Genomic DNA, 19,363 nt, shown 5'->3' with positions numbered 1-19,363 from the left:
GCTGTTAGCCTTTTGCGATGAGCCGTGAGTTGCGCTCATTTCGAAAGGCCAGTTGCTCGATGGTCTGGGTGGCGTGTTCGGCCTCTTCCCGCGCTTGCAGGATGATGCCGTGTTGCTCGGACTTGCTGCACACTGGGTCGGCATTGCTCGCATCCCCCGTGAGCATGAAGGCCTGGCAACGGCAGCCGCCGAAGTCCTTTTCCTTCTCATCGCATGAACGGCATGGCTCGGGCATCCAGTCATAGCCGCGAAAGCGGTTGAAGCCGAACGAGTCGTACCAGATGTGCTGCATGCTGTGGTCGCGCACGTTGGGAAACTGCACTGGCATTTGTCGGGCGCCGTGGCAGGGCAGGGCGGTGCCGTCTGGCGTGACGGTCAGAAAGATGCTGCCCCAGCCGTTCATGCAGGCTTTCGGGCGTTCTTCGTAGTAATCCGGCGTGACGAAGATCAGCTTGCACGGATGACCTTCGGCTTCGAGCTTGGCGCGGTATTCGTTGGTGATGCGCTCGGCGCGCACCAACTGCTCCTTGGTTGGCAACAGCCCAACACGATTGAGCTGCGCCCAGCCGTAGAACTGGCACGTCGCGAGCTCAACAAAGTCCGCTTCCAGCGCGATGCACAACTCGATGATGCGGTCGATCTTGTCGATATTGTGCCGATGGGTGACGAAATTCAGCACCATCGGATAGCCGTGGGCTTTCACCGCACGCGCCATTTCCAATTTTTGCGCGAAGGCTTTTTTCGAGCCGGCCAGCAGGTTATTGACCTGTTCGTCGCTGGCCTGGAAGCTGATTTGGATATGGTCCAGGCCGGCCTTCTTGAAGTCGCTGATCTTCTGCTCGGTGAGGCCGATGCCGGAAGTGATCAGGTTGGTGTAGAACCCCAGTTTGCGAGCCTCGGCGATCAACTCGGCCAAGTCCTGACGCACCAGCGGTTCACCGCCGGAAAACCCCAGCTGCGCGGCGCCCATTTCCCGGGCTTCGCGAAATACCGTGATCCACTGCTCGGTGCTCAGCTCCTTGCCCTGCTCGGCAAAGTCCAGCGGGTTGGAGCAATACGGGCACTGCAGCGGGCAGCGGTAAGTCAGCTCGGCCAGCAGCCATAGCGGCAGGCCAATGGCCGGCTTTTCAGGCAAGGGTGATCCAGTGCTCAGCACGGGCGACCTCCATGAATTGCTCGATGTCGTCACCGAGCTCAGGCACACCTGGGAATTGTTTATCCAACTCGGCGATGATTGTGGCCACGTCGCGCTCGCCGTCGATCAAACCACCGATCAACGCGGCGCTGTCATTGAGCTTGATCATGCCCTCAGGGTAGAGCAGCACATGGCCCTTTTGCGCAGGCTCGTACTGGTAGCGATAACCCTGGCGCCAGGTCGGTGTTCTGCTGCGATCAAAGCTCATAGGGTGATCCCTTTATGCCAGACCCGCTGCTCGGTCACGCTGTGATAGGGCGGGCGTTTGAGTTCGTAGGCCATGCTCATGGCGTCCAGCATGCTCCACAGGATGTCCAGTTTGAACTGGAGAATTTCCAGCATGCGCTCCTGGCCTTCGCGGGTGGTGTAGTGCTGCAGCGTGATCGCCAGGCCGTGCTCCACATCGCGACGGGCCTGACCCAAGCGAGTGCGGAAATATTCGTAGCCGGTTGGGTCGATCCACGGGTAATGCTGCGGCCAACTGTCGAGGCGCGACTGGTGGATCTGCGGCGCGAACAGTTCGGTCAACGAGCTGCTGGCGGCCTCCTGCCAACTGGCGCGACGGGCGAAGTTGACGTAGGCGTCCACCGCAAACCGTACGCCGGGCAGCACCAATTCCTGGGAGCGCAGTTGGTCCGGGTCGAGGCCGACAGCCTCGCCCAGGCGAAGCCAGGCTTCGATACCGCCGTCCTCACCGGGAGCGCCATCGTGGTCGAGCAAGCGCTGGATCCACTCGCGACGGATCTCGCGCTCCGGGCAGTTGGCCAGAATCGCGGCGTCCTTCAGGGGAATGTTCACTTGATAGTAGAAACGGTTGGCGACCCAGCCCTGGATTTGTTCGCGGCTGGCACGGCCTTCGTACATCGCCACATGGTAAGGGTGATGGATATGGTAGAAGGCGCCCTTGGCGCGCAAGGCGGCTTCGAATTCGGCGGTAGTCAACGGTGTGTCAGTCATGTCGTCTGCTCCTACAATTCAATGCTCATGCCGTCGTAAGCCACTTCGACATTGCGCCGCACCAGCTCCGCCCGCTCGGGAGAATCTTCATCGAGGATCGGGTTGGTGTTGTTGATGTGGATAAGCACCTTGCGCTGCTCCGGCAGTTGCTCCAGCACTTCCAGCATGCCGCCGGGGCCGTTTTGCGCCAGGTGGCCCATCTCGCGACCGGTGCGGGTACCGACGCCACGGCGCTGCATTTCATCGTCGTCCCACATCGTGCCGTCTACCAGCAGGCAGTCGCTGCCGGCCATGATCTCCAACAGTGGCGCGTCGACTTTGCCCAGGCCCGGGGCGTAGAACAGTTTGCCGCCGGTGCGCAGGTCTTCAACGATCAGGCCAATGTTATCGCCGGGGTGCGGGTCGAAACGGTGCGGCGAGTAAGGCGGCGCAGCGCTGCGCAGTGGCAATGGAGTGAAGCGCAGATTCGGGCAGGCCGGGATGGTGAAGCTGGCGTCGAGTTCGATGCGGTTCCAGGCCAGACCGCCGTTCCAGTGGGTGAGCATGGTGAACAGCGGGAAGCCGGTGCTCAGGTCTTCATGGACCATGTCAGTGCACCACACCTGGTGCGGGCAGCCTTCGCGCAGGCTCAAGAGGCCCGTGGTGTGGTCGATTTGGCTGTCCATCAGGATGATCGCACTGATGCCGGTGTCGCGCAGGGCACGGCCCGGTTGCATCGGCGCAAAGCCTTGCAGCTGTGCGCGAATATCCGGGGAGGCATTGCACAGCACCCAATTCACACCATCGTCGGAGATCGCGATGGACGACTGGGTACGTGCCTGGGCCCGCAGGCTGCCATCACGAAAACCTGCGCAGTTCACGCAGTTGCAGTTCCACTGCGGGAAACCACCGCCGGCGGCGGAACCTAGAATCTGGACGAACATGGTTACTCCATCACGCAAAGCTCAAAACAAAAACGCCCCGGGCGAACCGAGGCGTTGTATTACCCAGCGGATTAACGGCTGGCGAAGTACATGGTGACTTCGAAACCGATGCGCAGATCAGTGTAAGCAGGTTTGGACCAAGTCATATTCTTACTCCTACGAAGTGATGGGACGTTTACTACCAAGTAATACATATAGTCCACCTCCAGTCGGAGATGTTCAGATGTGTGCGTAGGAATGTTACTCAATTCTTGTCAGGTTAGCGCTGTCTTGGTGGAAAAAGCCTGTTGCAGGGTTGGCAATGATCAGCCTGCTGGCGTTCAGGCGCTCAACGTCTCCGGGCCGTTGGCTACGTAGCGCCAGCCACCTAGGGCGTCATTCAATTGCTGGGCGGCCCGCAGCAGGTCTTCACGGCTAACGCTGTGGATCAGTTGCTGAATGTGCGTGAGATAACCCGACGAATGGCCGGCCAAGTGTGCGTGCCACAGCAGCTCGGCAGCTTGGCCGACCGGCAACGCTTGAGGTGAAAATTGTTGAGCCAGGGCAAGGTTGCCCAGATCTTCGAAACTGCCGACCAACGCTGGCAGTTGGGCCAGGAAAGTTTCCAGGTGCTCAACGATGCCTTCCAGGGACACGCTGGGAGACTGCACGCCAAACAACAGGCCGGTTTGCCCGTTTATCTGTCGGACTGCGCTGAATACTGCGTAGCCCAACTGCAGTTCAACCCGCAGGCGTTGGTAGAAAGGAGCTTGGAGCAGGTGTCCAAGCAGTCGCCACGACGCTTCATCGGCCAGGGATTGGCTCGGGGTCGGGCAAAACAGCAGCAAGGCGGCTTCGGTGGAGCTGGTTTTTATCTCATGCCACACGCGTTGACCACTGAGGTTTTGCAGTGTTTGTTCGATGTGGGCAGGTTGCCCAGGCAGACGGGCGGCGGCCGCTTTGATCAACGCTTGAGTTGCGATGGGTAAACCCAGGCCCAGGCCATGCCAGCGTGCGGTGGCCCAGGATGCAGGCTGCTCGTGGGGGGCGACATTACCAGCGGCGCAGCACGAGGGCAGCGCCTTGAGCAACGCTCGGATTGGGATCATGGGCGGTGGCGCGATGACAGCTTCTTGCGGCTGATTCAGGCTTTGCGCCAAGACCTCCAGCACGGCCGGCATGGGCTCGTGCAGGCCGGTCATTTTCACCAGCCAGTCACTACCGGTGGCTTCAAAGGACACTTCAACACCCGCCTGACGTGCATTTTCAAGCAAGGGCTGCAAGCTGCTTTCCACCCCGGCGGCAACTGGCGAGCCAAACCGCCATTGCAGGTACAGCGCGCCTTCGTCGCTGTCATCCGCCAAGGCCTGGCTGAATGTTAGCGCCGCTACCTCCCGGCGACCCCGCGAGCGATCCTGGGCAAAGGTTCGCAGCCCTCGGTGGGCGCTGGTTTGGCCGCGGATCAGGCCTGCGCGCTCTTGCTTGACCGGTGGGCGCAGGAACGGATTGTTCGATGGGAGTTGCCAGCGATGTTCAGCGGGCGGTAGTTGCAGTGATTCAAGCAGGGCCTTGAGCGCGGCGATGCCTTGTTCACCCAGATCGTCGCTGTCGTTTCGGGCCAATGTCAGGGCGCCTTGGATCTGTTGTTGTCGCACGTTCAGCAGCGCGAACTCTTCGCGCAGCGGAGTCCAGTCGCTGTGTGAGAAAAAGCTCAGCCAGTCGTGCAACAGTGCCTCAATGTGTGTCGCCGGTTTGTCTGCGGTCCCGAGCGTAAATTCGATATCCAGCACTGCTTGTCCGACGGCGTGGTACAGGACTGACGCCTGCAGTGCGCTGACCAATTGCCGTGCTTTCAACTCAGCGAGCAGCCCGCCCGGTGCAGAGGCGTTTAGCCAAGTGCAGAGGAAATCCAGTGCTTCGCGGGGTACGTCACAGGTGATGACGTGGTGCAGGTGGTCGCCTTCGGTGTGCTGATACCGCCGAGCCTGGCCTTGCATCAGGGCCGGTGGCGACGCCTGCGGATGTTGCGGGCCAGAGACCAGTTGCACACTGAACTGCTGCGCCAGGGCTTCCAGCTCTTGCAGCGACTGCGGACCGGCAAGGCTCAAAGTCATCTGCCCGCTCTGATAGAAATGTGTGTGGAATTCCCGCAAGGCTTGTTGAAACGCCTCGCGCTCCACCGGCAGGCTGTCGCGGTTCCCGGCATGAAAACCACGCAACGGATGATCCGCCGCCAAGCCTTCGAACAGCGCCACCTGTTGCTGAGCCTTGGCATCTTGAGACCAGGCGACAAACTCTGCGTGCAGCACTTCGCGCTCGCGCAGTTGATCCTCCAGCGTCAGGCGCGGATGGGTCAGCATGTCGGCCAGCCGTTCAAGTCCCTCTGCAAAGGTCGGAACGGGCAGTTCAAAGAAGAAGTCTGTGGTGCGTTCGCGGGTGCTGGCATTCACTTGGCCACCGTGACGTTGTACGTAGGCCATCAACCCTTCGCCGCTGGGAAACCGCTCGGTGCCGAGAAACAACAAATGCTCAAGAAAATGCGCCAGACCCGGCCAAGCCAACGGTACGTCATGGCTGCCGGCAGCCACCCTTAACGCTGCGGCGCAACGCTTCAAACGTGGCGCATGGCGCAGGCAAACCCGCAGGCCGTTGGCCAGGGTCAAATGAACGGGATAAGGGTGGGCCGGGACAGGCATGGGCACTTCCAGAACGGGGCAAGTGCCTATGCTAACAAACCCATCGGATCAGGGCTTGTGCAGCGGGCCGTAAAGCTCGGGGCGACGGTCTTGCAGGTAGTGATTGGCGGCGCGGGCGTCGAGGATCGATTGGTGATCCAACGTGCCGACAATCAAGGCTTCATCCAGACCGGCCTGGGCGATGCGCTGGCCATCCGGTGCGGCGATGCTGCTTTGGCCACAGTACTGAATCTCGCCTTCGTGCCCGCAATAGTTGGCATAGGCCACATAGCACTGGTTTTCAAAGGCCCGCGCCCGCACGGTGACGTCGGCAACGAAATCGAACGGCACCATGTTGGCGGTGGGCACCAGTATTAATTCGGCCCCGGCCAAGGCCAGGCGTCGGGTGTTTTCCGGGAACTCCAGGTCGTAGCAAATCAGGAATCCCAGCTTCCAACCGTTGAGCTCCACCAGTGGGAAGTCATCGTCGCCGGCACTGAACATCGAATGGTCCAGATCCCCGAACAGATGGGTCTTGCGATAGTTGCAGAGGCGCTGGCCGTTGGCGTCTATCAGCTGCACGGCGTTGTAGATCTGCCCATCGTCGGCCCGCTCAGGATAACCATACAAAATGGCCAGTCCGGCGCTTTGCGCGATGTCGGCAATGCTCTGGGCAGACTCGCCATCCCGCGCTTCGGCCAATGCCCCGACGGCTTCTGCGCCGATGTTGTAACCGGTCAGGAACATCTCCGGCAGCACTAGCACATCGGCGCCGGTCGCTTCGTGTGCGAGCTGGCGCAGGCGCTTGAGGTTGCCCGCCACTTCCAGTGGCAGCGGCGGGCATTGGTACAGGGCGACACGCATGGCGTAACTCCTTATTCGGCCAGGGCGATTGGTCCGATGTCATCGAACACGTCGCCCGGCCCTGGGTTCTCGGCGTGAGTACTGCCACCGAAGTGGGTCATGATGCCCCACACCGCGTTCAGCGAGGTTTGTACTGCGCCTTCCACCCAGGCAGGTGTCCAGGAAACGTCGTCGCCGGCGATAAAAATCCCACGCTGTTCGGCCGGCATGTCCTTCTGCATAAAGTGCGCATACATACGCTGGTTGTAACGATAGTGGCCAGGCAGCGCGCCTTTGAAGGCCCCGAGGAAATGCGGGTCGGCCTCCCAGGACACGGTGATCGGATCACCAATGATGCGCGCCTTGATATCGACTTTCGGGTAGATCTTGTTCAAGGCATCCAGGGCCAGCTTTACCCGCTTTTCGATAGGCTGCGGAAGCATTTTCAGCGCGTCGCTCATCCACGAGTACGACAAGCAGATCACCCCTGGTTTGTCGTCGCCGTTGTCGAACAGGTAAGTGCCGCGGGTGAGGCGGTCGGTGAGGGTCATGCTCATGAGGTCGCGGCCGGTTTCCGGATCTTTGTCTTTCCAGAAGGGGCGGTCGACCATCACGAAGGTTTTCGAGGATTGCATGTAGCGGGTGCGGTCCAGGGCCATCCACATCTTTTGCGAGAACAGGGTTTCATCGCATTCGATTTGGGTGGTCAGCAGCCAGCTTTGGCAGGTGGTGAGGACGGCGGCATATTCGCGGGTGTCGCCGTAGTTGTCGGTCACCGCGAAACGGCCATCGGCTGCGTGTGCAATGCGCTTGACCCCGGCTCTCGGCGCGCCGCTGTGCAACGAGCTGAGGCTGGTGCCGGCCGGCCAGTGGGCGCAGCGTTCCGGTACATGGCGCCAGATACCCATTGGCACTTGGGCCACGCCACCGACCACCAGGTGTTGGTGGTCGTCGCAGTTGGTCATCACTACGCGGAAGATTTCCAGCATCGAGTTGGGAAAGTCCGAGTCCCAGCCGCCGGTGCCGAAACCGACTTGCCCAAACACTTCACGGTGATGAAACGACAACTTGGCGAACGCCTTGGACGTGGCGACGAAATCGTAGAAGGTGCGGTCGTCCCACAGGGGCACCAGCTTATTCCACAGCGCTTTGAGGCGCGGTACGTCGCGGTCGCGAATGGCTTGCTGGATATCACCGAACTGCGAGCCGGCTTCCAGGGCGTCGGCCCAAGCGTCAGCCACTTCCTGGAACAGTGCAGGCAAGTCGGACAGCTTTTGTGCGTAGTGGGTTTGGCCTTCGAGGTCGATCACGGTGCTGCCGGAGGCCGGCGTCAGTGGGTTGGGGAACGGTTTGGTTTCCAGTCCCAGCTTGTCCACATAGTGATAGAAGGCGGTGGACGACACCGGGAAGCGCATGCCGCCCAGCTCGGCGATGATGCCTTCGGCACCTTCGAAAGCCTGGGAGCGCAAACGGCCACCCATTTTCGAGGCTTCGTACACCACGGGTTTGAGGCCCAGCTTCATCAGCTCATAGGCGGCAACCAGCCCGGCGATACCTGCGCCGATGATGGCTACTTCTGCACCATGGTTGGCGGCGGGGATGCTGCCCAAGCCTGCGGGGTGCTCGATCCAGTCATCAAAGGCAAACGGAAAATCCGGGCCGAAGATGGTGATGGGCTTTTTACCGTCTGCAGGGTGGCGACTGTTTTTGTTCGACGTATTCATGGCTGACCTGGCTGGATACCCGGCGGGGCACGACCCGCTGATTATAGGAAAAGATGGCAGCCAGTTTAGGGAGCGTTGCGCTCGTTAATAAGACGCAATGTGTCGTCGGAATGAATTGTTTTCAGTCGAAGTGACGAGATTGCTGGTCAGATTGGTTGTCCGCGATCCAATTTGTTACTGAGGATGATCGAGGTGGTGGTTTTCTCTACACCATCGACACTGCCGATCTGGTCCAGTAACTGATCCAGTTGCTCCGGCGAATCCGTCCGTAGCCAAGCCACGTAATCAAACTCGCCGCTCACCGCGCACAACTGTTGCACCTGAGCCATGGCACTCAGCCTGCGCAACACTTCTTTGCCTGAGCGAGGTTGCACAGTGATGCCCACGTAGGCCTGCAAACCACCGTCCGCTACCCGTTGGCCCAAGCGCACGCCATAACCGGTGATCACTTGGGTTTTCTCCAGGCGCGCCAGGCGGGAGGTCACCGTGGTGCGCGCGATGCCCAACTGCCGGGCAAGCATGGCTACGCTTTCGCGGGCGTTGATCTGCAAGGCGGCGATCAGTTGGCGATCGATTTCATCGAGGACAGGCAAGGGAGGCTCCGTGACGGGCTGCAATGGGAACGCATGTTACAGGCTTGAATCGTCCAGCAGGCAGCGGGCAAACAGTTGTGGCACTGGTAAGTGCCGTTGGCTATAGCGACTCAGTAGGATGACCTCTCGGTAAAACGTCAGGTTGCCCAGCGGGATTATTCTTACTTGGGGCGAGCGCTCCAGCCACAGTCAGTAGTTTCTTCGGCCACCCATTGGTCATCCCCGGACATCCGAAAACCGCCTTCCAGGACGCGGCCCACACCAATGCCGTCGACGTCCACGATGTCCCCGTGCCGTATTTCGGCGTGGTATTGAGCTGTGAAGATTGGCACGTACTGGCGTACCGCTTGCAGGCGCGAGGTACGACGTTTGCGCTTGAGTCGCATATTCGGTTCAAGGGCCAAGTAGGAGGGCAGGCGACATTGTTCCTGTTTGACCCGTGCGTTAATGCGCTTGAGTTCAAAGCAACCAGGGATATTGGGCAGTTGTTTGCGAAGTGGGGCGGCGGACGTTGTGTGGACAGTCCGGATACTGAGAGTGGGTCTTCAGACACACAAAAGCCGCGCAATGCGCGGCTTTTGAGTTGGTGGGCCCACACGGACTTGAACCGTGGACCAAGGGATTATGAGTTGCTGGGCGACCGGGTATGCCTAGAGAAATCGTGCGTAGATGAACGTAGGTCGGCATAGCTGGAGGCCCCGTCTTTACAGGTGTTGAACGTAATTTTGAGAAATTTTCTCAAGCTGAGGACTGTACTGTGATTGTACTGAATCTGCACCGAGGTTCTGCCCCGTACGGTGATCACCCTAGTGCGGACTTTTGGACGGCAGGTGATCCCTATGGGGTGGAGACTGTCTAGCACAGGGAATTGCTGGTGGGACTTGGTTGTGAGGTGGCGCAGGGCTAGGGTGTTTCCGGCCGATAGTCGGGTTAGTCTAGGTGTACTCAAACCTGCACCGATGGGTATTACAGCGCTAGACATCGCCGTGTTTGCCCGCTAGCGGTCCTGGAATACTGGCTGGTGTGTGCGGTGGAACTGATCGTTGGCATACACCCTAAGCCGCTCCAGCCATTCCTCGGCGCACGTGCGCGAAACCCCCTGCGCACGGGCGGCTTCCAGCAACAGGGCGTACTCGGTTCGTAAGGTGGTCGGAATTACGCCAGGATCGTCGGTGTTCACAGTTACCCGTATCGGTCCCCGACGCAGCCCGAACCGATTGTACCGTGCGCCCTGTTCCAGCACGCTTTCGTCAGGCGGGTTCCAGCGAAAAATAGGGTGGTCCTCGTAGCGGCGTATTCGCGCGATATACACGTTGGAGCTGGGGTTGGTCTCGAATATCACACCGCGCTGGTCATACTCGTCGATCAGCCAGTCCTGAAGGGCCTCCATCAGTTCAAGGTCGTCTTCGGTTTCGTAGTCATGCAGCAGTTGCAGATGGGCGTCATGACGAGGTAACAGATAGTCGATTGTCGCATGAGGGCGCACACTGACCCGTACTGTCATTGGCTTGCCGCTGCCATGCTTTATGTGTGTCGAGCGACGCCAGTAGAGCAGCTCAGGGGTGGGGTCGGCATGGCTACCATTGAGCTTGTCGAAATCAATAGCCGAAAGCAGCGTCAGATCCGGAACTGCGGCAAGTACCTTTGCATCTTTCATGCGGTTGCTGCGGTATCCTTCCAACATATGGAAGCAGTTGCGCCTTAACCTCCAGCCGTCGTGCAAGGTGTGCGGGCTTATAAAGCGGGCCGCTGAGGTGGTGGTTGGAGTTTTCTTGTGTGTGTTGGGGTAGAACGCATTCAGGTAGTTTGTCCCGACCCACGGAACCTGGGCTGCGAACTGCGCAATGCGACGCTCCAGGCGTGGCAAGACCTTGTTGGCCAGTGGTAGGCGCGGCGCCAGTAGTGTCGCGTTGTGCCAGAGCCATACCAGGTTGTCCAGGTGCTCATCGACCGGCAACAGCATGTCGCCCTGGTTTTCGCACCAAGTACGCGGGGATACACCCAATGCCAAGGCGTGGCCGATGCGATCACCGTGGCGCATTTCGCAGAAGCGGACAGTTTCATCGATATGGCGCATACCCGATAACGGGTGGGCATAGTCTTCGCCGGTATGGATGCTTAAATGAAAGCCGCTGTGCGCGCCAGCTTTGCGCACGTTGGGCTGCAAGCCCGAACGAAGCCAGCGCAGCATGGGGGCATAGATCTCATTGCGGGTCTTGTTTTCGTCACCCGCAACATCGAGGCCACGAACCCAGGCATCCGGTTCGAAGTAAAAATCCGGGCTTAGATACCCAGCTAGGAACGTGGGATCAGACCAGCCAGTCTGTTGACTGAGTTTCTGAAAAAGGTTTTCACCCTCGAGCCAAAGTTGACTGCGATTTTTCAGGTGTTCGGTGCGGCGCAGGAAATGCACGCAGAAATGCCAGCGCTCCATCTGGGCCTTGACGCGGACGGCTTGTTTCGGACTTACCTGTTTCAGAAACGGCACACTATTCAGGCCGTGATGGCGATTGATTGCCAGGGCCCAGCCACGAATACTCTCGGGGTTAAACACTTGCTCGCTGATCTTGATTTCGGCGACGTCGTCGGCACCTTGAAATAGTTTTCGCACGCTGCCTTGTGCAAAGGAGCTACGTTGTTTCGGCGTGTGAGATTTCGAGCCCGACGCCGAGGCAAATTTCCCGTATATACCGGAGAACCGCGAGAGGCCTTGGCCGTCCATGATCAGTTGACGACGCTTGGTCATCAATGCCGATATCAGAAAGAAGATGCTCATCCGCAACGTGGGCGGGGCGACGTCAGACTGGTACTGAGTCCAGAGCCATATCAATAGCCAGAGCCATGCCTTGTCCAGGTCTCCGAGGGTAACCGCGAGGGCAATCTGGCGCTTGAGCCAGTTTGGTTTGCGTATATCGTCTTCACAAACCTGCAGATGGGCCAGGCTGGACCAGTCGAGTATTGTCACGGGGTTTGTCATGTGTTGGTTGCCAAGGGCACGACGGCAGAGGCTCAGGATGTGTACCTGCTGGGATTTGCCAACGGTTCCTCGGGAAGGCCATTCACTGAGTAAGGCGTGCGTGAGCCGATGTAGTGGGGCAAAGTCCTCCATACCTGGTTCATTGGCTAGCTGGTTCATCAGGATGATGCCGTCGAAATGAATACCGCCCAGATGGACATGACCTTCAGCAAATGGTTTGTTGCTAATTGGAGGGGGGCTGAACAAAGGTTGCTGGGCCTGCACAATGCGACAGATATCGCCAGCATTAAGCCCAGCAGATTTTTTGAACTGCTTTGCCAGATGCCACGCTACTACTGCGCTGGGGTCCAGTTTCGCGCACAGACTGGCATAGTCCCGCAGACGCTCCGGACGATAGTGGATGTAGTCCCCATTGCACAGGAACAGATCTTCGAATAGGGCATCCAGAGGCTTAATGTCCGGGGTTCGCAACAGCGTTGGTGGCAACGCATGCGCCGCCGCGCTGGCCAAGTCGTTCAAGCGAAAGCGGCCATGGTGGCGCTGGTCGATTTCGTTCGCCAAGTGTTGCAGATAAACTTTGTGGCGCTTGTCGAATTCGCCGAGCCGCTCGGGGGCTTGAGGTGATAGCAGATCTTCACGCAGTTGGTCGACCAAGGCCTGGCTTGAAAGCAGGCTCGCAACAGTTAGCTCAAGCAGGGATTGCTCAAGCATCTCAATTATCCTCAGTCACGCGCTTCATGAGGAAGGAGAAGTGTTTGCTCTTGAGTAATGTTTCCTTCGTGAGGTCGTTCTTCAGGCCTTCCTCAATTATTTCAGATAGATCTTTTTTAGTAACGATTATGCTTTCGATCTCATCATCAATTCGCCCTTTGACGTTGAAGTGCTTCTTGATAATTGCGGTCACTTTGCGTCCTTCACTCGCATAGAAAGGCGCGTTGGAAGTGTGCAATTTTTTGCTGGGCATCTCACTGACTTGCTGATGAACGGTTTCAATAAGGACCCTCAGCGGGTGCGATGCTAAAGCGTGAGTGTAGGAGTGAGTTTCTCGTCCGAATGAGCGATTGCCGGAGCGATGCATAAAGGGCGATATATTCTGCCGGTAAAGGTCACTGTTCTCAAAACTTTCGCCCTCACCGACGTTTACATTAGCGATAACATATGGCATGCCAAAAATCTCGCCTTTTTCCAGCATTGCGAACGCACTCCAAAGACTGCGATAGGCACGTCTGGAAACATCGATAAGGTATGAGTGATCTTCTTTGGCCGAGCTCTGGTTAACCTTTAACGGTTTATTGAAGTACCAAGCTTGTTTGAAATAGCGATTCATTACGTTAAATACCAGCCAGCTAGATAGTAACTGCTGGTCAATATGCTCGCTGCGTCGCCATTCATTTATTCGTATGGTCAGGTCGGCAATTGCAGAGTCATAATCGGTTTCAACATCGGTTTCTGTCGGTGCTGTTTCCAGCTCACTGTCCTCCGTGCCAGCGATAGCTGGCAGGGAATAGAACGGAGGTCGAGCCACGATATGAGATATGTCCCGAGGATCTAGATCCCTGACCAAGCTAGCTATGACCAGTTCAAACAATCTTCCGCAATATATCAAACTGGCTTTTTTATTTTCGTTGTAAAAGCTTCGATGGAGCATGAGATCAATGAGCAGTTGAGTGTCTTCTGTAAAGGCAAGAGAGTTTCTAGTCTTGGTAGCGAAGCCGACTTCTGGCAGCGTATAAGGAAAGTCTTCGTTAAATGGTAGATCCTTTACCAAATTGTAGGGTGCTCTTTCATATAGCTCGCTACCATCAATCTGTTGTTTGCTCACAGGAAAGGATTCGGCAGTTTCTTTGGACACAAGTCGGGGCTTAAACAACGTGGTGTCGAACAAATCAGCTAGTTTTAAGCTGGGATTTTTTATCAGTCGCGCAAAATGCAGGTCAGCGGCCAAGACCAAGTATTCGGCGGTTCTTCTGTATTCATGGCGTAGATGGCTTAATAATACGCCCTTGCAGTCAAGAATTATCGCATGCCAATAGGCCAGGTGCTGTGCCTCCACGTCTTGTCGTGGGTTTAGGAAATCCGTATAGGCTCGATTGCGTGCGGTCTCTCGTTGACTTTTCCCAAGCAAATTTTGCGCCTTTTGGTAGTCATCGGAGAATTGCTCTATACGGAATGCTGCACCGGCGGGCATGAATATCAGACGCTGTAGGGTATGCTCACTCAATGCGCCCGACTTGAGGCTGACGAGGAACTCGTGCAGCTTGGGAATCTGATGTTTTAAAGAAAATATGAGTTGGGTCAGCTCGCGAACCGTATCGACTGAAATCCACAACCGATGCCCTTCTACGCAATTGGTCCGGTCATTCAGCAATGCGTCAATCCAACGCCAGAATGTGTGGAGTGAAAAGTAGTCTGCCTCGCCGTTGCAAAGCACAATGTCTTTGCGCTTTATGTAGCTGCTGGTAGAAGGCATTTTTCGCCGTAGTTGCAGTGGCATTACCTTACGCTGGTACTCTGTTGCCAGCTCCTTGGCCTTAATAACCGCAACCTCCGAGTTGGCGCTACTATCTTTAGTAATCTTCGAATGAAAATCACGCCAAGTTACTTCGTGGTAAAGCGACAGATCGCCACTGATTATAGGTTGCGCAAAAGGAGAGGTAAGGTAACGCCGAACCACTTCCAGATTTTCGAAAGCCCGGTTCATCGAAGTGTCGACATCATCGATTGGCAATACCAGCAACTTCTTATCGACTAGATCCAACGCTTTCTTGAACAGGATATGAACTTGCTGCATCAGGTCATGGCTGCCCATGAACGCCCGCAATTTGTCTAGGCCGTACTTATCCCTCTGCGACTGCAGGTTTTCCAGCGTGTTGCCCAATACCTGTAGCTGATGATGGAACGCTTCTGCTTTGTGGTCAGCACAGCTGAGCGCACGAGCAATAGCTTTGTCGCGAATTACCGCTGCAACAATAACGTTCAAGAACAGGTCATCAGTATCTTCGAGCAGGGTTGGGTCAACCGGTTTGAGGATATGGACTTGATTTTCCAGTTCTGGGTGCTCACGCTCGAGATACAACTTCAGATTGACCAGCACCGAGCTTTTGCCAGCACCGCGCTTGCCATCAATCAGGATTGCGCTATGAGAACGATACAGGTCGACATCGTCATCATTGTCTGGCTGATTATTCAGGCTCTCTGCCAGCAGGGTGGCGAGATCATGGTAGATTTCGCGTGCCAGCAGTGTGCTTGCATCCTTTTGAGCGGCCTGCTCCTTCTGCTCGATGGGGAGACGTATGATTGATTTATCTGCGCTTCGTGCGTTGAACACCAATACATTCCTAGTAAGGCGCCGAATGCCGGGATCAAGTGATCAAGGCGCGTGTCGTCCCCAGGGGACGGGCGGCGGGTGGGTTCAGGCATGCTACTGCTGCCCTAAGCTGCCCGCAACAGATCAATAGGGTCAGTAGTAACTACTTTTGCGCGCTAAAGGGCTAGCGTTGTCTGGCACAAGGATGGCTCCCATGGCTTACTTCGCCCCTGTTTTCCCGCCTTCGCCCAGCCCGTGATCCCGCGTGGTAGTAATCCTTCCTTCTTTCCACTCCGTTTACGTTACGAAAACTCTCCGTTAGCGAGCTTGGCCTTGCTGGTGGTGCCTCGTCGTCTACTCGCAGGCCGTCGAGCGGGTATATTCGCTTATCCTATCCAGATGACTGTTCATTCATACAGTATTAAGATAAAATGCCCTCAATGATGCATAAAAATCGAAATTCATGCATATTATGGCGATATTGTGGGTAGGAGGCGTAATGGAACACTTTTCAATCGTTTTGGCGGTCTGCCGTGCTGCTATGCAAACTCCCAATCCTGCTATTGAGAACCATTTGCGCAGGCTGGCGAAGGCGCTGGAGAAGGATGGCCAAGGAGCCCAGGCGCAAGGATTGGCGAAGCTGCTTCAGGCCCCAGGCAAAAGTGTCGAAATTCAACCAAGTCGAGTTGTGTTATCGCTTGCCTCTATGGGGGGAGAGTTACTCACTCCTAGCGTCAAGGCCCCTGTAGATAGGGAAACAAGTGCCCCCTTAGCCGAGATAATATTTCCGGATTTTGTGCGACCAGTCGTACCGATATTTGATACTGGGCTTTCAGGCAGCGTCGATGGTCTTTTAGATGAGTGGCGGAACATAGACCGGCTGAAGGCCGCAGGGGTCAAGCCAGCGCTATCATTGATGATGTTTGGTGCCCCGGGGACGGGCAAGACTCTATTGGCTCACCATATGGCTAAAGAACTAGGTTATCCATTAGTGGTCGCACGACTTGATGGCTTGGTCTCTTCATTTTTAGGAACTACGGCTAGAAATATTTCTAACCTTTTTACATTTGCTAATCGCTATAAATGCATACTTCTTCTTGATGAGTTTGATGCTGTAGCGAAACTTAGAGATGATCCAAACGAGCTTGGAGAATTAAAGCGAGTTGTCAACACATTGCTTCAGTGCCTCGATGAAAGAAGCTCGATAGGGTTTACGGTAGCTATTACAAATCATGAGTCGCTACTTGATCCTGCCGTATGGCGTAGATTTGATATTAGGATAGAAGTTCCTAAGCCTAATTGGGATGCACGCGTTCAGATTTTAAAGGCTCAGTTTTCTGGCGGCATGAAAATATCAGCTGTCCAGCTATTGTTCTTGGCCTGGGTTTCAAAAGGATATAGCGGGTCTGATATTGAAAAGCTATCGGATTTTGTTAAGCGAAGATTTGCCATACTGGCGGACAAATATGAGTTTATTGAATCTGTCAGGAAGTATGTTCAATTAAGTGCTCAGGTGTTGGAAAGCGAAAATAGAGACTTAGTAATAGGGCGGTCGGAAGACTTAGCGTATGCGTTAGCCCATGATGCTGAGATAACTATGCCGCAGGACAAACTGGCTGAGTTGTTCAGTCGAACCCAGTCAACAATAAGCCGCTGGGTCCGGAAAGAAAAAACGCAGGGAGGTGTTCGTAATGGCAAATAATCCGGTTCAAATTGTGTTGAACTCTCAGCACTATGTACAGCATGTTGAAGTCAATCCAGGGGGGAGTAACACCGATTTTTACGCTGGTAAGGACGCAGCCTTCATTGCTCATAAGGTGGAACTCGCTAGTGCCATTTTGGCATTGAGGCCGTTTTCAAATCAGGAAACTTTGGTCTATGCCCATGTTGAGCTTCAAGAGAGTGCATGGGCAAAATCTCACAGACCTAACAGGGTGATGTTCCCCTCTAGTAAAATACGTTCTCTGAGTGGTAATGAACTCGGAACTGTGATAGTTGAGCTTAACTCATCCGAGTTAGATGCTTTGCGGAAAAAGGTTCTGAGTGCAGAAGACGAAACCAACTGGGTTTTTGACGAAGATAAAAATAAAATGATCGCGAAGCCTACTAGGCTTCGTAGTGAAGTCGGGGCTGTCAAGAGAATTAGAATATATGATGACGCGGATAGGCGTAAATTCTCAATAGAGCAGGCGGCTAAGTGGTTATCTGATCCTCGAACCGGGAGTGCTTATTATGTGGAGAGTTTTGCTTCTGATGCCTCCAAAGAGAAGCCCTCTTTAGCTCGCGCTGTCACCTTAGCTAACCGGAACGTTGATGACTTTAAAAACGGGTTATTGTCCTTACGTTTATCGATAGAAATTACTCAGGTGAGAGCTGAGTGGACACCAAATGCACTATTTGTAATTCGTCTGAAGGATAAGTCGGATACTAGTTTGGCTGCACACCAAAAGCTTGTAAGTTACATGGATTCACATTCTGCTGTTCGAGCTATACTCCTGCCTCCTATCTTGCAGTCGGCAAAAATGGGGACGGATGAGGTTGAAATGAGCAGTTTTCCACAAGTGGGTGAGTTAACAAACTACCCAGTGGTGGGCATTATTGATACAGGTGTCAGTCGCCTAGATTGTTTGGAACCTTGGCGACTAGGTGAGGTGGACTTTATAGATGAATCCCTTCAGGATAACTCGCATGGAACATTTATTGCCGGGCTTGTTTCTGGTAGTAAACATTTAAATGATGGGCAGGAATTCGACGAGATTGATTGTAAATATTATGACCTCGGGCTCCATCCTACATCGAATTACGATTTTTATTACCCTCGTGGGTTTCTAGACTTTTTGGAGCAGCTGGACTCTGAGCTCTCCACGGCTATAGCCGCAGGCGTCCGAATTTTTAATATGAGCCTTTCTGTCACTCTTCCAGTGGAAGATAGGCGGTATAGTTTGTTTGCAAATATATTAGATCAGATAGCTGATCAGCATGATATTATTTTCGTTTTACCATCTGGAAACCTGGATGGAGAAACGCTTAGAGGCCATTGGCCTGATGGGCCGGACAATTGCTTGAAGTTCTTGGCTGAGTATAGCTCTCAGGGCCGAGATAAGATTTTTCAACCCGCAGATAGCGTGCGCTCTATTACGGTTGGTGCGTTAGACCCAGCTTGCATTAAAGGCGAGTTAAAACCGTCCAGATACTCGCGTCGCGGTCCAGGCCCATCTTTGGGCGCTAAGCCTGATGTTGCACACATAGGTGGCAGCTATGATAACGGGCACGGCCTTTTTTCTTTAACTCCAAGGGGCGGAATTGCAGGCAACTGTGGTACTAGTTTTGCGTCGCCTCTAGTTGCGAAAACGCTAGCAGTGCTCGACCACTCAATAGAGGGGTATACCCCTAGAGAGACACTAGCAGCTCTTCTACTTCATAACTCAATTGTTCCGAAATGGCTTACACACAAAAAGCTTAGTAAGATTGCAAAGGACTTTGTCGGGGCGGGAATTCCTGCTTCAGCATTGCCAAGCTTGGTTATTGATGACAGCGAGATTACGCTTGTATTTAACGGGGTTTTGAATCAGCGGCAAGAGTTAACTTTTGATTTTTCGTGGCCCGCCTGTTTGGTAAAAAATGGAAATTGCTCAGGGAAAGTTAAAATAACCACAGTCTATAGGCCGCCAATTGATCGTGATTTTGGGGCTGAATTTGTTCTTGTCAACGTTGATACTTGGTTGCGTCAAGAGACCTTAGATAAAAAAACCGGTGAAATGGTTTTTAAAAACAAGCTTAAGAATGACGCAGATAAAAGTATTGAAAAAGAGCGAATTGCGCAAGGTGCTAAATGGTGGCCGGTCAAACGATTTGAGCAGAAATTTCGAGGCGTTGGCACGTCCTCTCGGTGGAGGTTAGTGTTGGAGTCGCTGTGTCGAAGTGGTTATGACTTCCCTGTTGAGGGAATTCCGTTTTCAACAATAATCACTATTAGTGACCCTGGAAATAGTGGGAAGGTGTTCAACGAAATGCGGCAGCAGCTTCAGGCTGATGGTGTTGAACTTTCTGATATAAGAACGGCGGTCAACTCTCGTCTACGCCCTGGATCTAAGTAATTCATGAAAGCTCTCTAAAATATAACTCGAGTTGAGTTTAGAGTGGAGGGCCGTTAGAGAAGTAGGTGCGGTGGCCTGCCAAGGCATTGGTGA

The 19,363-nt window shown here is 55.0% G+C and carries 13 protein-coding genes and 2 pseudogenes; 3 read left to right on the top strand and 12 right to left on the bottom strand.

All coding sequences use genetic code 11. The features are described from left to right. Positions 1-4: 4 nt before the first annotated feature. The 10 genes and pseudogenes from pqqE to BW43_RS29165 all read right to left on the bottom strand — a co-directional run. Complete coding sequence (pqqE, locus tag BW43_RS26805; RefSeq protein WP_050442786.1) at positions 5-1,135, bottom strand: pyrroloquinoline quinone biosynthesis protein PqqE; 1,131 nt, start codon at positions 1,133-1,135, stop codon at positions 5-7. Beyond that, a complete protein-coding gene (gene pqqD, locus BW43_RS26810) occupies positions 1,128-1,403 on the bottom strand; it encodes a pyrroloquinoline quinone biosynthesis peptide chaperone PqqD (protein ID WP_032883906.1) in 276 nt (91 codons plus the stop codon). Before pqqD ends, pqqE begins: the two co-directional genes overlap by 8 nt. Continuing rightward, complete coding sequence (pqqC, locus tag BW43_RS26815) at positions 1,400-2,152, bottom strand: pyrroloquinoline-quinone synthase PqqC (protein ID WP_032883904.1); 753 nt, start codon at positions 2,150-2,152, stop codon at positions 1,400-1,402. Before pqqC ends, pqqD begins: the two co-directional genes overlap by 4 nt. 11 nt (positions 2,153-2,163) lie before the next feature. Next, positions 2,164-3,075, bottom strand: a complete 912-nt coding sequence (gene pqqB / locus BW43_RS26820) for a pyrroloquinoline quinone biosynthesis protein PqqB (RefSeq protein WP_032883902.1) — start codon at positions 3,073-3,075, stop codon at positions 2,164-2,166. A gap of 71 nt (positions 3,076-3,146) precedes the next feature. Further along, positions 3,147-3,221 (bottom strand): pyrroloquinoline quinone precursor peptide PqqA, encoded by a 75-nt coding sequence (gene pqqA / locus BW43_RS28020; protein ID WP_003194766.1) that lies wholly within the window; start codon positions 3,219-3,221, stop codon positions 3,147-3,149. 174 nt (positions 3,222-3,395) lie between these two features. After that, on the bottom strand, positions 3,396-5,750 hold the full coding sequence (gene pqqF, locus BW43_RS26825; RefSeq protein WP_032883900.1) for a pyrroloquinoline quinone biosynthesis protein PqqF: 2,355 nt from the start codon (positions 5,748-5,750) through the stop codon (positions 3,396-3,398). Between the two features lie 48 nt (positions 5,751-5,798). Then, entirely contained in the window at positions 5,799-6,593 is a 795-nt protein-coding gene (locus BW43_RS26830; protein WP_032883898.1) for a carbon-nitrogen hydrolase family protein, read from the bottom strand. Positions 6,594-6,604: 11 nt separating this feature from the next. Then, positions 6,605-8,296: an NAD(P)/FAD-dependent oxidoreductase gene (locus tag BW43_RS26835; RefSeq protein ID WP_032883896.1), complete on the bottom strand. Its 1,692-nt coding sequence runs from the start codon at positions 8,294-8,296 to the stop codon at positions 6,605-6,607. Positions 8,297-8,442: 146 nt separating this feature from the next. Continuing rightward, positions 8,443-8,889, bottom strand: a complete 447-nt coding sequence (locus BW43_RS26840) for an Lrp/AsnC family transcriptional regulator (RefSeq protein WP_032883895.1) — start codon at positions 8,887-8,889, stop codon at positions 8,443-8,445. A gap of 36 nt (positions 8,890-8,925) precedes the next feature. Continuing rightward, a pseudogene (locus BW43_RS29165) lies at positions 8,926-9,078 on the bottom strand (LysR family transcriptional regulator); the annotation flags it as partial. Positions 9,079-9,086: 8 nt separating this feature from the next. On the opposite strand from BW43_RS29165, the pseudogene BW43_RS29160 reads away from it, so the two are divergent. Next, positions 9,087-9,386, top strand: a pseudogene (locus tag BW43_RS29160) (VOC family protein); the annotation flags it as partial. 500 nt (positions 9,387-9,886) lie between these two features. Here the strand turns inward: BW43_RS29160 and rdrB are convergent. Next, positions 9,887-12,577 carry an antiviral RADAR system adenosine deaminase RdrB gene (gene rdrB / locus BW43_RS26850; RefSeq protein WP_050442785.1) on the bottom strand — a complete coding sequence of 897 codons (2,691 nt, stop codon included), beginning with the start codon at positions 12,575-12,577 and terminating at the stop codon, positions 9,887-9,889. Between the two features lies 1 nt (position 12,578). Next, positions 12,579-15,194 (bottom strand): antiviral RADAR system adenosine triphosphatase RdrA, encoded by a 2,616-nt coding sequence (rdrA, locus tag BW43_RS26855; protein ID WP_155989929.1) that lies wholly within the window; start codon positions 15,192-15,194, stop codon positions 12,579-12,581. Between the two features lie 442 nt (positions 15,195-15,636). On the opposite strand from rdrA, the gene BW43_RS26860 reads away from it, so the two are divergent. Further along, entirely contained in the window at positions 15,637-16,875 is a 1,239-nt protein-coding gene (locus BW43_RS26860) for an AAA family ATPase (protein ID WP_256225788.1), read from the top strand. Then, positions 16,865-19,270, top strand: coding sequence for a S8 family peptidase (locus BW43_RS26865; RefSeq protein WP_032883890.1), 2,406 nt, complete (start codon positions 16,865-16,867; stop codon positions 19,268-19,270). Before BW43_RS26860 ends, BW43_RS26865 begins: the two co-directional genes overlap by 11 nt. Positions 19,271-19,363 lie beyond the last annotated feature (93 nt).

This window comes from Pseudomonas sp. RIT357 (assembly GCF_000632245.1).
GTDB lineage: Bacteria > Pseudomonadota > Gammaproteobacteria > Pseudomonadales > Pseudomonadaceae > Aquipseudomonas > Aquipseudomonas sivasensis.
This window is presented reverse-complemented; position numbering and strand designations above follow the sequence as displayed.

What these genes read in the sequence shown, in the direction of transcription:
- BW43_RS26830 (WP_032883898.1), bottom strand. Translation starts at nt 6,593, where the DNA reads ATGCGTGTCGCCCTGTACCAATGCCCGCCGCTGCCACTGGAAGTGGCG.
- pqqF (WP_032883900.1), bottom strand. Translation starts at nt 5,750, where the DNA reads ATGCCTGTCCCGGCCCACCCTTATCCCGTTCATTTGACCCTGGCCAAC.
- BW43_RS26835 (WP_032883896.1), bottom strand. Translation starts at nt 8,296, where the DNA reads ATGAATACGTCGAACAAAAACAGTCGCCACCCTGCAGACGGTAAAAAG.
- BW43_RS26865 (WP_032883890.1), top strand. Translation starts at nt 16,865, where the DNA reads ATGGCAAATAATCCGGTTCAAATTGTGTTGAACTCTCAGCACTATGTA.
- rdrB (WP_050442785.1), bottom strand. Translation starts at nt 12,577, where the DNA reads ATGCTTGAGCAATCCCTGCTTGAGCTAACTGTTGCGAGCCTGCTTTCA.
- pqqC (WP_032883904.1), bottom strand. Translation starts at nt 2,152, where the DNA reads ATGACTGACACACCGTTGACTACCGCCGAATTCGAAGCCGCCTTGCGC.
- BW43_RS26860 (WP_256225788.1), top strand. Translation starts at nt 15,637, where the DNA reads ATGCATATTATGGCGATATTGTGGGTAGGAGGCGTAATGGAACACTTT.
- pqqB (WP_032883902.1), bottom strand. Translation starts at nt 3,075, where the DNA reads ATGTTCGTCCAGATTCTAGGTTCCGCCGCCGGCGGTGGTTTCCCGCAG.
- pqqD (WP_032883906.1), bottom strand. Translation starts at nt 1,403, where the DNA reads ATGAGCTTTGATCGCAGCAGAACACCGACCTGGCGCCAGGGTTATCGC.